This window comes from Peribacillus muralis (assembly GCF_001645685.2).
GTDB classification, from domain to species: domain Bacteria; phylum Bacillota; class Bacilli; order Bacillales; family DSM-1321; genus Peribacillus; species Peribacillus muralis_A.
The window spans coordinates 3,455,608-3,469,185 of sequence record NZ_CP017080.1 but is presented as its reverse complement, the minus strand read 5'-3'; the positions used below and the strand labels follow the sequence as shown (position 1 = coordinate 3,469,185).

Genomic DNA, 13,578 nt, shown 5'->3' with positions numbered 1-13,578 from the left:
TTATAATTTCCTACATACTATAAAAAAACAAAAGTTATGATGAGGACAAGGGTATTCTGATATTCGATTTGCAGAGAGGGGAGCCAACAGGCTGAAAGCTTCCTATTCGCATGGAACACTTACCACCTTTAAACTTCGGCTCGGAAAGCAGGCATTCCTGCGAATATGAGCTGACGGGAAGCTGCCGTTACCAAGTTACAAGTGCCGTTTTGCCCTGAAAAGCAAAATGGAACGAGGGTGGAACCGCGGGTTAATGATTACTATTACTAAGCTCGTCCCTGTATTCATACAGGGGCGGGCTTTTTGTGTTGTATTGGAATCAGCTGCCTGCAAGGAAATTGTCCGAACAATAAGAGGGAGTGAAACTGAATGTCTGAATTACTGAAAATATCTTTTCCTGACGGAGCGGTTAAGGAGTTTGCCAAAGGCACAACAACTGAAGACATCGCGCAATCGATCAGTCCTGGTTTAAGGAAAAAATCCATTGCCGGAAAATTCAATGGTGAATTATATGATTTGAAACGTCCGCTTCTTGAAGACGGGACGATTGAAATCGTTACACAGGACGCACCGGATGCACTTGAAGTGCTGCGCCACAGTACAGCCCACTTAATGGCCCAAGCCATCAAACGCTTGTACAAGAATGCTAAATTCGGTGTGGGACCAGTCATCGAGGGCGGTTTTTACTATGATATCGACTTAGAGGAATCATTGACTCCCGAGGATCTCCCATTGATTGAAAAAGAAATGAAGAAAATCGTCAATGAAAACTTGGAAGTATCCCGTATCGAGGTCAGTCGTGATGAAGCCATTTCCCGTTTTAAAGAAATTGGCGATGAGTATAAACTGGAGCTGATCGATGCGATTCCTGCCGATCAGCAGGTAACGCTTTATGAGCAAGGGGAATTCTTTGACCTTTGTCGTGGAATTCACGTTCCATCAACTGGGAAGATCAAGGAATTCAAGCTTTTGAGCATCGCTGGTGCTTATTGGAGAGGCGATAGCAAAAACAAGATGCTTCAGCGAATATACGGAACGGCTTTCTATAAAAAAGAAGAATTGGCCGAGCACCTGCGCTTCCTCGAAGAAGCCAAGGAACGGGATCACCGTAAAATCGGCAAGGAATTGGACTTGTTCATGAGCTCACAAAAAGTCGGGCAGGGGCTGCCGATGTGGCTGCCAAAAGGTGCGACCATTCGCCGGACGATCGAAAGGTATATCGTCGACAAGGAAGAACGGCTGGGCTATGACCACGTCTACACACCTGTAATGGGAAGCGTGGACCTTTATAAAACATCCGGACACTGGGATCATTACCAGGACGGCATGTTCCCTGTCATGGAGATGGAAAACGAACAGCTCGTTTTACGTCCGATGAACTGCCCGCATCACATGATGGTATATAAAAACAGTATTCACAGCTACCGTGAGCTGCCGATCCGGATAGCCGAGCTTGGCTTGATGCACCGCTATGAAATGTCGGGTGCGCTTTCCGGCCTTCAGCGTGTACGCGGGATGACATTGAATGATGCCCACATATTCGTCCGTCCAGATCAAATCAAAGAAGAGTTCAAGCGTGTTGTGAACCTTGTCCTCGAAGTATATAAAGATTTCGATATCAAGGATTATTCATTCCGTCTGTCCTATCGCGATCCGCAAGATACAGAAAAATATTTTGATGATGATGCGATGTGGGAAAAAGCGCAAGGCATGTTAAAAGATGCCATGGATGAACTTGGACTGGATTATTTTGAAGCGGAAGGTGAAGCGGCATTCTACGGTCCTAAGCTAGATGTTCAAGTGCGTACCGCATTAGGGAAAGATGAAACGCTTTCCACTGTACAGCTGGATTTCCTGCTTCCTGAACGTTTTGATCTTAATTATGTCGGGGAAGACGGCAAGCAGCACCGTCCGGTCGTCATCCACCGCGGTGTCGTTTCGACAATGGAACGCTTCGTCGCGTACTTGATCGAGGAATATAAGGGAGCATTCCCGACTTGGCTGGCACCTATCCAGGCACAAGTGATCCCGGTCTCTCCAGAAGTGCATTTGGATTATGCGAAAGAGGTGCAAGAAAAACTTAAAGCACAAGGCATTCGCGTCGATCTGGATACACGTGACGAGAAAATCGGTTATAAGATCCGCGAAGCGCAAATGCAAAAAATCCCATACATGCTCGTTGTTGGCGATAATGAGGCCAAAGAGGGCAGTGTGAATGTACGTAAATACGGTGAACAAAAATCGGAAACGATCGCTTTTGAAGATTTCGTTGCAGCGATTAAAGCGGAAGTAAGCCGCTAACGGCAAAAGAGGGGCACATTTGTTGTGTCCCTCTTTTGTTTCAGTCATGATAAAATGAGACCACCACAACATTGAAAAGGAGGGTCAGAATGAAGAAGAAATTCTCTTATCTATTCGGGCCAACATTTCTTGCCATCATCATTTTATTGGTGTTGGACGATTATCGACAGTATGCGATTGTCCCGGTCCTGCTTTTTTGGATCATTCTCTTTTCTTGGGATTCGATCGAAAAAAAGAAGAAAGCAAAAGAAAACTCTTTAGACTAACACCTTAAGAAGTAAAGGGGGAATGGCCGCAAATGGAAATCAGAAGGGCCTTGAGGCAAGACAGTGATGAATTGGCAGCTTTGTTCAATCATGTTGAAGATTCCGGGTATATGCTTTTCAACCCAGGTGAAAGAAAAGCTACGGACATCCAAATGGAAAGACAATTGGAGCAAATAGAAAAAAATCGCAATTCCGTATTCCTTGTTGCTGCAAGCGGCCATGATCTCCATGGTTATTTACTGTTGGTCGGGAACGGGCTCGAGAGAACAAGGCATTCAGCCAAGATCGTCATCGGCATCCGTGAAAAGGATCGGGGAAAAGGCATCGGGGTTAAGTTGTTCCAGGAAATGGAGAAGTTTGCCCGCCTCAATGGAATCCGGCGCCTGGAATTGTCTGTGATCGCAAATAATGCTCCCGCGCTTTCGCTGTATGCTAAGATGGGGTTTGAACAAGAGGGCGTAAGGCGTGAATCCCTGTTTTTTGATGGGAAGTTTCATGATGAATATCTTTTGTCCAAATTACTTTGAAAAAACGTATTGTCAAATAACAGAATGTCTGCTAATATTAATTTTGTTGTGAAAAACGAATAAAATTAGCATTTGACAAGTCATCAGTGTTTATGATATATTTCTAAAGTGAATTGAATACGTGTTTGAGGAAAAGAAGAAGCACCCGCTTCTCACCTGGTTGACGCAAGCAATGCAGTTAACAGGTCATGATTTGATTATTTGGATCTTTCTGAATGAGTCTATCAGTGTGGGTGCAGCATGCATCCACACTTTTTTATTATGATTATATCCTGTAAGCGAGTTGTGAGCGTGACCGAATTGATTCAAATATTCGTATTCGCCAATATCTTTGGAGGTGGCTAACTATTAGTAAAGACGCGATGGTAAACGAGGGCATCCGAGCCCGTGAAGTTCGTCTTATTGACCAAAACGGAGAACAACTTGGAATTAAAACGAAATTCGAAGCATTGGAAATTGCCGCTCGTGTAAATCTTGATCTAGTTTTAGTTGCTGCAAATGCAAAGCCTCCGGTAGCCCGGATCATGGACTACGGAAAACACCGCTTCGAGCAGCAAAAGAAAGACAAGGAAGCACGTAAAAATCAAAAAGTCATCAGTCTGAAAGAGGTTCGCTTGAGCCCGACGATTGAAGAACATGATTTCAATACGAAGCTTCGCAACGGTATTAAATTCCTTGAAAAAGGCGATAAAGTAAAAGCTTCTATCCGATTCAAAGGACGTGCAATTACGCATAAGGAAATTGGTCAACGTGTACTCGTTCGCTTTTCCGAAGCATGTAAAGAAGTGGCTACAATCGAGCAACACCCTAAAATGGATGGACGCAGCATGTTCATCATCTTGGCACCAAAAGCTGAAAAGTAATTGAAAAGTAATTTGTAATGAGGAGGAATACCTTATGCCTAAAATGAAAACTCACCGCGGGTCTGCTAAACGTTTCAAAAAGACTGGATCCGGTAAACTTAAGCGTTCTAACGCTTACACAAGCCATTTATTTGCTAACAAATCTACTAAGCAAAAGCGTAAGCTTCGCAAAGCTAGCCTTGTAAGCAAAGGTGACTTCAAACGTATTCGTCATATGCTAGATAACATTAAATAAGTTCGATTTATCGAGTTAAATAGGAGGGAAATAACATGCCACGTGTAAAAGGCGGTACTGTTACTCGCAAACGTCGTAAAAAGGTAATAAAATTAGCTAAAGGTTACTATGGCGCGAAACATATTCTTTTCAAAGTAGCTAACCAACAAGTAATGAAGTCAGGAAACTATGCTTTCCGTGACCGTCGTCAGAAAAAACGTGATTTCCGCAAACTTTGGATCACTCGTATCAACGCAGCTGCACGCATCAACGGTCTTTCTTACAGCCGTTTAATGCATGGTCTAAAGCTAGCTGGTATCGAAGTGAACCGCAAAATGCTTGCAGATCTTGCTGTTGCTGACGAACAAGCTTTTGCTCAATTAGCAACTGCTGCTAAACAACAATTAGACAAATAAGTCTGACTGATATCAGCCACTCTCTTTTCAAGAGGGTGGCTTTTTACATAGACGAAGGAGGAAATCTGGATGCAGGGAGCATGGATCATCATGGTGTATATGGTCATCACGAACATCATCGGATTCGCGATAATGGGAATCGACAAAAGGAAAGCGCGTGCCCGGGAATACCGGATCAGTGAAAAGACGCTATGGTTCTGGGCGTTCATCGGCGGAGGGACAGGAGCTTTTTTGGGGATGAAGCATTTTCGCCATAAGACGAAGCATGCTGCATTTAAATGGGGACTGCCAATCTTGATGGTCATCCAAATAGGCGTATGCCTCAAGATATTCATTCAATAGTCATATGTAGCCCATATAATGTATATGCTTGAAGGAAGCAGCAAGAAGTAGCTGGAGGGAGAGCATGAATGATAAACTGACACTTGTGATGAGCTACGTTCAATCCGGCAGTGTGTTTGCACCATTGATTTTTATCGCGTTTCATTTGTTACGGCAATTTTTATTCATTCCCGTCATTGTCGTCTGCATATCCGGCGGTGTGTTATTCGGGGCAGCCTTTGGAACGATCTATTCGATAATCGGCTTGACGTTGTCGAGTATGGTGTTTTATTTCGTGATAGGCAAATTTCCGAAAACGAAGGATAAGCTGCTCCGGCTTAAGAATAAATTATTCGGGAATCGAAAGCTGAACAGCCGGCAGATTGCTGTACTGCGGCTCATACCGTTCATCCACTTTTACTTATTGTCGCTTTGCTTATTGGAATCCAATAAAGGGCTGAAAAATTATTTTTACCTTTCCTTCATGACTAATATCCCCGTTGCCTTCGTTTACACGGTTTTTGGCCACTATATTTCAGACTTCAGCCCAACGCTGATTGTCATCATTTTATTATCCTTAACGGTCTTGCTCTATTTATTGAGAGAGAAGCAGACAGTCGTCCCCTGGAAGGAATTTTTCCGATCGCATGAATAGACATGAAGAGCCTTGGGTTCATTTCCCTCAAGGCTCTTCATGCGTGGCTTCATTCTTTTTTCAAAAATTCCTTTACCGGACTTTTCCAATCAATAGACGCATCGGGATATTGTTTTTTTATCGATGCCTCGATTTTTAAAAAGTCATTTCGCTTCAAGCCCTTCAAGCCGGCGACCTTTTTAGGCCAGATGAAGATCGATATGACCTCGAAGGCGCGCTCCGTCGTTCCTAAATACTTTTCCCCTTCAAACATGACTCCGTTGTACGTCAACAAAAAATTCTTGTGGATATTCGCTGTGTCATCGAGAAGAAAGTACTTTTTCTGTTCATGTGCAAGCTCTAATTTTCTTTTCGGGTTCAATAGATATTTGATGACCGTGTATATGAAGAAGATGATGAGAGCCAAAAGAATGAACCGCATGATCAATACCATGGAGCGACCTCCCTAAACAGAGTGATTCCCTTCATTTACGTATGGGTTTTTAATAAGTTTCATTTATTTGTTATAATTTAATGGATGATGATAGAAAGTGGTGATGAAAATGAACATAGTGAAATTATTGGAGATGCAGGCAGCTTTAGATGAGCATATTCAAACAAAGCATGACCTGAATGCTGAAAACTTGGTCGAACGAAAAATTCTCGCTCTTTTAGTGGAGCTTGGAGAGCTGGCTAATGAAACGAGATGCTTTAAATTCTGGAGTCTTAAAGGACCTGCCGGGAAAGAGACGATTTTGGCTGAATACGTGGATGGCATTCATTTCATTCTCTCCCTCGGTATCGAAATTGGCTTTGTACCGGAAATCCCATCGGAAGCAGAGGAGCATGGTGCCGATCTTACGGCTCAATTCATTGCGATTTATGGCTACATCAGTGAATTCCGTACCAAGCTGACGGAAACAGCGTATCAAAAGGTGTTTGCGGAGTATCTTTCTTTAGGGGAAATGCTCGGATTTTCCGCAGCGGATGTGGAGCAGGCATACGTGAGCAAAAATGAAGTGAACTATGAACGCCAAAAGCAGGGCTACTGATTGTTAATGCAATCTATTTTTTGTATAATTATTCTTGTGATGTAAGTAATAGGGAGGTAAAAGGATGGCTCAATTAGATGAAACGTTACGGATGCTGAGGGACTTAACGGATGCAAAAGGCATTGCAGGGAATGAAAGTGAAGTAAGAAAAGTGATGGCTGAATACATAACACCGTATGCTGATGAAATTTCCAGTGATGGCTTAGGAAGCTTGATTGCCAAGAAGACGGGTGACGCAAACGGTCCAAAGATCGTCGTCACTGGCCATATGGATGAAGTCGGTTTCATGATAACCCAAATCGATGAAAAAGGATTTTTGCGCTTTCAGCCGGTAGGTGGCTGGTGGTCGCAGGTGATGCTTGCCCAACGCGTTACCATCGTGACGGGTGAAGGTGATGTAACCGGCATCATCGGTTCCAAGCCGCCGCACATCCTGTCAGCAGAGGCGAGGAAAAAGCCTATCGACATTAAGGATATGTTCATTGATATTGGGGCATCAAGCAAGGAAGAAGTTAAAGCATGGGGCGTCAAGCCAGGGGATATGGTCGTGCCATATTTCGAATTCACGGTCATGAATAATGAAAAGATGCTGCTGGCCAAAGCCTGGGATAATCGCATTGGCTGTGCCATCGCCATTGATGTGCTTAAGCAGCTGAAAGATAGCGCACATCCCAATGTCGTCTACGGGATCGGAGCGGTACAGGAGGAAGTGGGACTGCGCGGCTCGAAAACGTCGACATTCAAGATCCAGCCGGATATCGGCTTTGCCGTCGATGTCGGCATTGCTGGAGATACACCGGGGATTACCGATAAAGAAGCGATGAGTAAGATGGGGGAAGGCCCGCAAATCGTCATATATGATGCATCGATGGTGGCACATAAGGGCTTGCGCGATTTCGTCACCGACACAGCCGACGAAATGAATATTCCTTACCAATATGAATCGATTCCAGGCGGCGGGACGGATGCCGGCTCCATCCACTTGACGGCGAATGGAGTGCCTGCACTGGCTATCACGATTGCAACCCGCTACATTCATTCTCATGCAGCCATGCTGCACCGTGATGATTATGAGAATGCTGTCAAGCTCATTGTCGAAGTGATCAAACGCCTTGACCGTGAAGCCGTAGATCGTATCATTTACGAATAATATTATCGGGGAAAATAGTAATGGAGTGGACCTGAAAAAGGTCCACTCCATTTTCTTTTGCGAACATCTACTTATCTTCGACGACGATATAGACCGCTTTGATGGGACCGTGGACGCCAACGACAAGATCCATTTCAATATCGGCGGAATTGCTCGGCCCGGTAATGAAATTAATACAGGAAGGAATAACCTCACCGCGGGCGACCTTGGAACGGATGGCCGCTGCAGCCTGGGTCATTCGTGCAATGATGGTGCTTTTTGGGATGATTGAAACATGGCAGGAAGGAAGGAAGCTGATGGATCGGCCGTGATCCTTGCTGCTGAATAAGACAACGGTGGCTGATTCTGCCAGTGTCATTTCACTGAATGTGATTCCGATGTTTGCACGCTCAGCTTTTTCGATGTTTTTTCTGCCTGCTTGATGGTCCCATACAAACGTGTCTTTTTCCAATAATAAATCATCCAGTCGGTATTGCGAAAACCGGTCGTCGTTAGGGATGATCAAGGGGCCGTCACCAAGCTGCTCGATCACCTGATTTAAACGATGCTTCAATTGCGTCGAATCGGTCAGGTGAAACTCGGTATGGACTCGTTTGCATTGTTCCTGCAATTCTTCGACAAGATCATTTCGCGTTGCATGTTTCAACACCTCTCTTTGAGGGGCGTTCTTCCATGCAGGCAGTGAAATGCCTTCGGTTATAGGCGGTCTTCCCAGGTTTTTAGCTATATTGGCTAAAAATGCCCCTTCATTATGGATGGTTCCCTTCATGATGGGTTTCCTCCCTTCTCACGATTTTTGAACCAGTCCCGAAAACTCTCTTTCCCTGGCGCAGGAAACTCGCGGCTTTCCGTCCAACTTTTCAGCGGGCCCGGGCCTTTTGAGATGCTATCCCCCGTTTTAAATGGGGACATGGCAGAAGGGACCATTTTGGAGCCGAACTTATAAAGCATAGGGGAGGCTGCCCCGATACCGAATGCCTTCATCGCCATCTTTTCCGAAAATGGCGCCATTTTTTCCTTTTCCACAATAACTTCACGATGCTTCCTGAGTAAATCATGAAGCGGAATCTTTACCGGACAGGCATCTGTACAGGCGGCACAAAGAGTCGATGCATACGGAAGCTCCTTGAAATCATCATACCCTCCGAGCAACGGTGAAAGCACTGCCCCGATCGGTCCCGGATAAATGGAGCCATATGAATGGCCGCCAACCTGGCGATAGACTGGGCATACATTAATGCAGGCAGCACAGCGGATGCATTGAAGGACGGATTGAAACTCGGTTCCTAAAATGGAGGAACGGCCATTATCGACGACCACCAGATGGAATTCCTCGGGACCGTCGACATCGCCTTCATCTCGCGGGCCGGTAAGGGCAGTGATGTAGCTGGTCAATCTTTGACCGACGGCGCTTCTTGTCAAGAGGCTGACAAGGACCTCGAATTCATCGAAAGTGGGGACAAGCCGTTCCATTCCCATCACGGTAATTTGCGTTTTCGGAAGGGCGGTGACCAAATCGGCATTCCCCTCATTCGTCACCAAACCGATCGAGCCCGTTTCCGCAATTGCAAAATTACAGCCTGTAATCCCCACATCGGCGCTTAAGAAATCCTTTCGGAGGATCCCTCTGACATGGGCGGTCAGTTCTTCCGGTTTTTCGGTTTGTGTATAGGCAAGCTTCTCTTTGAAAACATCCCTGATTTGTTCTTTGTTTTTATGAAGGGCAGGCGCGACGATATGGGAAGGGGGATCATGATCATCCACCTGTAAAATGTATTCGCCAAGATCCGTTTCCACGACATCGAGGCCAATTGCTTCAAGGGCAGCATTCAAGTTGATTTCCTCCGTGACCATCGATTTGGATTTCACGATTTTCTTGGCCTTCTTATCAACAATCACATCCTTGATGTAACCGCTTGCTTGTTCTGCTGTCTCCGCGAAAAAAACGTGACCGCCCCGTTTCGAAACATTATCTGCCAGCTGGTGCAAATAGAAGTCAAGGTTGGAGAGGACATGCTGCCGGATTTCTTGCCCAAGGGAGCGCCAATCCTCCCAATTGCCCAATTCATCAACCGCCGTCAGCCTTCGTCCATGCAACCGTTCTTGGGCACTCGATACGGCCATGCGCATAAAATCATTATGTATGCCTTCATCCACCCGTTCTTTGAATTTGGCCGAGCTCGTTTTCATTGCCATCGTTTTTTCCCTCCTCGCTTTCTTTATATGCTATTCAGCACTTCCGCAATATGAAGCACTTGAATCGGTTCCCCTTTCCTCTGGATGCGTCCGCCGATATTCATCAAACATCCGGCATCGCCCCCAATTAAAAAATCGGCGCCAGTGTCTTGAATATTGCAGACTTTCTCCTCCACCATTTGACCGGAAATATCACCCATCTTAACCGAAAACGTGCCGCCGAATCCGCAGCAGTTTTGGGCATCCGGAAGAGGGGTCATTTCAAGGCCTTTCACATGGCTTAATAGTATCGAAGGAGACTCCTTCACTTTAAGCAGCCTTGTCATATGGCACGAAGTATGATAAGTAGCCTTTCCCTTAAAGGTTGCCCCGACATCGGTGACCTTCAGGACATCGACGATGAATTGGGTCAATTCATAGGTTCTCGCCGCTAACGAGACAGCTTTCTCTTCCCATTCAGCATCGCCTTGAAAAAGAACCGGGTATTCCTTGAACATCGCCGCACAGGAACCGGAAGGGGTGACGATGTATTCAGCGTCTGCGAAGGTTTCGATCATTTTTTTCATCGCTTCCTTCGAATCCTTTGTATACCCGCTATTATATGCCGGCTGTCCGCAGCATATCTGGGATTCCGGGAAGTCAATCTCACAGCCCAATCTCTCCAGCAGCTCCACCGTTGCTTTACCGACATTGGATTGAAACAGATCAACTAAGCATGTAGCAAAGAGAGTCACTTTCAATATGAACTCCTCCTTTTTTCGATTAGGTTAACAGGTCATCTGATGACTGAAAAATAGAAAAAGGAAATGGCGAATACCAATTTCCAATGTTTTTACATGAAGACATCATTTTCAAAATAATATATCAATAATATCTTAGTTTGTATACAGTGTTTTTGAAAATTCATACAAAATCAGTGGTTATCTTGTTGATTTTTTTTGATGACCCCATCCAATGATTCCTCGACGCTTTGCAGGTGAAATAGCATGGCATTACGGGCTCCGGCTTCATCTTGGTCAGCGATGGCCTCATAAATCAGGGCATGCTGCTGATAAAGCTGATTGACCGTCATTTCCTCGGAATATAAGGCAAATCTGCGGATATCGCGCATTTTTTCCGTCATTAATTCTGACACGTGGTTCATCAAGGAAATCAGTAACTCATTTTGTGAAGCGTTTGCGACGGCAACATGAAAAGCGATATCGGCTTTATCACTCAATTCCTCATTGTCAGAGACGTTTTTCATATGGGAAAGCCTTTCCTTCAGTTCGGTAAGGTTTTCCTTCGTTCGTTTCTTTGCAGCAGCTTCTGCCATACCAGACTCAAGGATTTTTCGGACCTCGAGCAAATGCTTGATATTGTCTTGATCCATCAAAAGCGCAGAGGTCAAGGGATGATTCATGATGGCGGGGTCGAAGGTTTTAACGAATGTGCCTTCCCCTTGCTTGATTTCGATGAGGCCCATCGAGCTTAATGCACTTAGTGCTTCACGGATGGCCGGGCGCCCGACTTGGAAATTTTCCGCAAGCTGTTGAATGGAATCCAATTGTTCCCCGGGCTTCAGTGTACCGGACCGAATCATTTCATAAAGTTCATCGCTGACGACTTCATAAATTTTTTTCGGCTTTATTTTTTTGTATACCAAGTAGTAGCACCTCTATTTTCTATGAGTTTCTCTAGTTAATAGTATATAACACAAATGTTCTTTCACCCTCATCGGAGATTAAAAAATCCAATGAAAATAAAAAAAATCTTGATTTTATATTTTCAATCATTTAATTTAAATGAATACTCATCAAGTCATCAGATGACTTTGATTTTTTTGAATTGTAAGGGTTTTCAACTAGAGATTGATTTCAGAATTTTTTAAAAAAATTTATCGTAAATGGAGTCGAAATGAATGACCTGGACACAAAACTTTACACCGATCACTGATCATTTAGTTTTATCTTCTCTCGTCGCACTCATCCCAATTCTTTACTTCTTCTGGGCTCTTGCAATCAAACGGATGAAGGGCTACATGGCCGGGCTAACGACGTTACTTGTAGCTCTTGCAGTGGCAGTAGGGATTTATAACATGCCTGCAGGAAAGGCATTGATGTCTGCTTCACAAGGAGCGGTCTATGGACTGCTGCCAATCGGCTGGATAATCATCACCTCCGTATTTTTGTACAAAATGACGGTTAAAAGCGGCCAATTCAATATTATTCGGTCTTCGGTCCTTTCCCTTACCGAAGACCGCCGCCTCCAAGCGTTATTGGTGGCCTTTTCCTTCGGGGCCTTTTTGGAAGGCGCCGCCGGCTTTGGCGCACCTGTGGCGATTTCAGCCGCGCTTTTGGTTGGGCTCGGTTTTAACCCGCTATATGCCGCGGGTATTTGCTTGATCGCAAACACTGCGCCGGTTGCTTTCGGAGCGGTTGGCATACCGATCATCGCCATGGAAGGGCCTACTGGCATAGCGGCGATGGAGATTTCCAAAATGGTCGGCCGTCAATTGCCCTTCCTTTCGGCTTTCATCCCGCTTTACCTGATTTTGATCATGTCTGGATGGAAAAGGTCGCTGGAGGTCTTGCCTGCCATTTTGGTTTCCGGCTCTTCCTTTGCGATCACTCAGTATGTAAGCTCGAATTTCCTTGGCCCTGAGTTGCCGGATATTCTGTCTGCGTTAGTATCACTCTTTGCCTTAGCGATCTTCCTTAAATTTTGGAAGCCTAAAAATATCTACCGGTTTGCATCAGAAGAGACGGCTGCAGCTGTAGACCCGCTGGATGAGTCGTCCGAGAAGGAACCTGTGTACACAAAGGGGCAGATACTCCATGCGTGGTCACCATTCCTGCTTTTGACGCTTTTCATAACCATTTGGGGGATAAGCCCGGTAAAACTGGCGCTGACAGGCCATTATGAAGGCCAGAACTTTCTGTTTGGGGGAATCAATGCACTTGGTAAACTAGTAACCTTCCAAGTGGAAGTGCCAGGGCTGCATAATGAAATTATCGGGAGCAATGGCCTGCCGATTGCCGCTTTCTTTAAATTGGAGCTGCTTGGAGCGGCAGGAACGGCGATATTACTAGCTGCCATCGTTACGAAGTTCCTGGTCCATATGCCGGTAAAGGATTTTTTCACCACCTTTGCCGAAGCGATGGGCGAGCTGGCGAAACCGATCTTGATGATTTCTTCCGTTGTCGCCTTTGCCTACGTAACGAATGCTTCAGGGATGTCGACAACCTTAGGGATGACCCTTGCGAAATCGGGGGATTTGTTTCCGTTCTTCGCACCGGTTCTTGGCTGGCTGGGTGTGTTCATTACCGGCTCCGATACATCAGCCAATCTCTTATTTGGGAGTCTTCAGAAGGTGACGGCCCTAAAGGTTGGCATGGAGCCGGTCCTCGCACTTGCAGCGAACTCTTCAGGAGGGGTGACCGGAAAGATGATTTCACCTCAATCGATCGCGATTGCCTGTGCCGCCGTTGGACTGGCCGGCAGGGAATCGGAGTTATTGAGATTCACGATCAAACATAGTTTATTCTTATTGCTGCTCGTTTGTGTGATTACCTTCTTGCAAAATGGCGTCCTTTCCTGGATGATACCATAAGTAGAATGGCCCTTAAGCAAGGAGCCTCAAAAATTTTCCAAGACCA

The 13,578-nt window shown here is 45.4% G+C and carries 16 protein-coding genes and 1 other annotated feature; of the genes, 11 read left to right on the top strand and 5 right to left on the bottom strand.

Features of this window, described 5'->3' with window-relative positions:
- The first annotated feature begins 369 nt into the window (after window positions 1-369).
- The 8 genes from thrS (at window position 370) to ABE28_RS16845 (ending at window position 5,563) form a co-directional block, all read left to right on the top strand.
- Window positions 370-2,301: a threonine--tRNA ligase gene (gene thrS / locus ABE28_RS16875; RefSeq protein ID WP_064465960.1), complete on the top strand. Its 1,932-nt coding sequence runs from the start codon at window positions 370-372 to the stop codon at window positions 2,299-2,301.
- 89 nt (window positions 2,302-2,390) lie between these two features.
- Window positions 2,391-2,567, top strand: coding sequence for a hypothetical protein (locus ABE28_RS25160; protein WP_156775811.1), 177 nt, complete (start codon window positions 2,391-2,393; stop codon window positions 2,565-2,567).
- A 32-nt stretch (window positions 2,568-2,599) separates the two neighbouring features.
- Entirely contained in the window at window positions 2,600-3,094 is a 495-nt protein-coding gene (locus ABE28_RS16870; protein ID WP_064465959.1) for a GNAT family N-acetyltransferase, read from the top strand.
- Window positions 3,095-3,221: 127 nt separating this feature from the next.
- Window positions 3,222-3,358 (top strand) — a sequence feature (ribosomal protein L20 leader region).
- 98 nt (window positions 3,359-3,456) lie between these two features.
- Window positions 3,457-3,957, top strand: a complete 501-nt coding sequence (infC, locus tag ABE28_RS16865) for a translation initiation factor IF-3 (protein ID WP_057911473.1) — start codon at window positions 3,457-3,459, stop codon at window positions 3,955-3,957.
- Window positions 3,958-3,991: 34 nt separating this feature from the next.
- A complete protein-coding gene (gene rpmI, locus ABE28_RS16860) occupies window positions 3,992-4,192 on the top strand; it encodes a 50S ribosomal protein L35 (RefSeq protein ID WP_034309070.1) in 201 nt (66 codons plus the stop codon).
- Between the two features lie 35 nt (window positions 4,193-4,227).
- Window positions 4,228-4,587 carry a 50S ribosomal protein L20 gene (rplT, locus tag ABE28_RS16855; RefSeq protein WP_034309067.1) on the top strand — a complete coding sequence of 120 codons (360 nt, stop codon included), beginning with the start codon at window positions 4,228-4,230 and terminating at the stop codon, window positions 4,585-4,587.
- A 69-nt stretch (window positions 4,588-4,656) separates the two neighbouring features.
- A complete protein-coding gene (locus ABE28_RS16850) occupies window positions 4,657-4,929 on the top strand; it encodes a DUF1294 domain-containing protein (protein WP_064465958.1) in 273 nt (90 codons plus the stop codon).
- A 64-nt stretch (window positions 4,930-4,993) separates the two neighbouring features.
- Complete coding sequence (locus tag ABE28_RS16845) at window positions 4,994-5,563, top strand: TVP38/TMEM64 family protein (RefSeq protein WP_064465957.1); 570 nt, start codon at window positions 4,994-4,996, stop codon at window positions 5,561-5,563.
- Between the two features lie 49 nt (window positions 5,564-5,612).
- Here ABE28_RS16845 and ABE28_RS16840 read toward each other — a convergent pair whose 3' ends face one another.
- On the bottom strand, window positions 5,613-5,996 hold the full coding sequence (locus ABE28_RS16840; RefSeq protein WP_064465956.1) for a hypothetical protein: 384 nt from the start codon (window positions 5,994-5,996) through the stop codon (window positions 5,613-5,615).
- A gap of 109 nt (window positions 5,997-6,105) precedes the next feature.
- Between ABE28_RS16840 and ABE28_RS16835 the strand changes: the two genes are divergently transcribed.
- Entirely contained in the window at window positions 6,106-6,594 is a 489-nt protein-coding gene (locus ABE28_RS16835) for a dUTP diphosphatase (RefSeq protein WP_064465955.1), read from the top strand.
- A 64-nt stretch (window positions 6,595-6,658) separates the two neighbouring features.
- Entirely contained in the window at window positions 6,659-7,744 is a 1,086-nt protein-coding gene (locus ABE28_RS16830) for a M42 family metallopeptidase (RefSeq protein ID WP_064465954.1), read from the top strand.
- 67 nt (window positions 7,745-7,811) lie between these two features.
- Here ABE28_RS16830 and ABE28_RS16825 read toward each other — a convergent pair whose 3' ends face one another.
- From ABE28_RS16825 to ABE28_RS16810, 4 genes are all read right to left on the bottom strand, one after another.
- Window positions 7,812-8,516 (bottom strand): LutC/YkgG family protein, encoded by a 705-nt coding sequence (locus ABE28_RS16825; protein ID WP_218971343.1) that lies wholly within the window; start codon window positions 8,514-8,516, stop codon window positions 7,812-7,814.
- Window positions 8,510-9,940 (bottom strand): LutB/LldF family L-lactate oxidation iron-sulfur protein, encoded by a 1,431-nt coding sequence (locus tag ABE28_RS16820; protein ID WP_064465952.1) that lies wholly within the window; start codon window positions 9,938-9,940, stop codon window positions 8,510-8,512. The genes ABE28_RS16825 and ABE28_RS16820 overlap by 7 nt, the downstream gene beginning before the upstream one ends.
- A gap of 23 nt (window positions 9,941-9,963) precedes the next feature.
- Entirely contained in the window at window positions 9,964-10,680 is a 717-nt protein-coding gene (locus ABE28_RS16815; RefSeq protein ID WP_064465951.1) for a (Fe-S)-binding protein, read from the bottom strand.
- 173 nt (window positions 10,681-10,853) lie between these two features.
- Window positions 10,854-11,585 carry a FadR/GntR family transcriptional regulator gene (locus tag ABE28_RS16810; RefSeq protein WP_064465950.1) on the bottom strand — a complete coding sequence of 244 codons (732 nt, stop codon included), beginning with the start codon at window positions 11,583-11,585 and terminating at the stop codon, window positions 10,854-10,856.
- 255 nt (window positions 11,586-11,840) lie between these two features.
- Here ABE28_RS16810 and ABE28_RS16805 point away from each other — a divergent pair, with 255 nt between their 5' ends.
- Window positions 11,841-13,532, top strand: a complete 1,692-nt coding sequence (locus tag ABE28_RS16805; RefSeq protein ID WP_064465949.1) for an L-lactate permease — start codon at window positions 11,841-11,843, stop codon at window positions 13,530-13,532.
- Window positions 13,533-13,578: the final 46 nt, after the last annotated feature.

Coding starts and splice junctions, on each gene's coding strand:
- thrS (WP_064465960.1), top strand. CDS start 370: ATGTCTGAATTACTGAAAATATCTTTTCCTGACGGAGCGGTTAAGGAG.
- ABE28_RS25160 (WP_156775811.1), top strand. CDS start 2,391: ATGAAGAAGAAATTCTCTTATCTATTCGGGCCAACATTTCTTGCCATC.
- ABE28_RS16870 (WP_064465959.1), top strand. CDS start 2,600: ATGGAAATCAGAAGGGCCTTGAGGCAAGACAGTGATGAATTGGCAGCT.
- infC (WP_057911473.1), top strand. CDS start 3,457: ATGGTAAACGAGGGCATCCGAGCCCGTGAAGTTCGTCTTATTGACCAA.
- rpmI (WP_034309070.1), top strand. CDS start 3,992: ATGCCTAAAATGAAAACTCACCGCGGGTCTGCTAAACGTTTCAAAAAG.
- rplT (WP_034309067.1), top strand. CDS start 4,228: ATGCCACGTGTAAAAGGCGGTACTGTTACTCGCAAACGTCGTAAAAAG.
- ABE28_RS16850 (WP_064465958.1), top strand. CDS start 4,657: ATGCAGGGAGCATGGATCATCATGGTGTATATGGTCATCACGAACATC.
- ABE28_RS16845 (WP_064465957.1), top strand. CDS start 4,994: ATGAATGATAAACTGACACTTGTGATGAGCTACGTTCAATCCGGCAGT.
- ABE28_RS16840 (WP_064465956.1), bottom strand. CDS start 5,996: ATGGTATTGATCATGCGGTTCATTCTTTTGGCTCTCATCATCTTCTTC.
- ABE28_RS16835 (WP_064465955.1), top strand. CDS start 6,106: ATGAACATAGTGAAATTATTGGAGATGCAGGCAGCTTTAGATGAGCAT.
- ABE28_RS16830 (WP_064465954.1), top strand. CDS start 6,659: ATGGCTCAATTAGATGAAACGTTACGGATGCTGAGGGACTTAACGGAT.
- ABE28_RS16820 (WP_064465952.1), bottom strand. CDS start 9,940: ATGGCAATGAAAACGAGCTCGGCCAAATTCAAAGAACGGGTGGATGAA.
- ABE28_RS16805 (WP_064465949.1), top strand. CDS start 11,841: ATGACCTGGACACAAAACTTTACACCGATCACTGATCATTTAGTTTTA.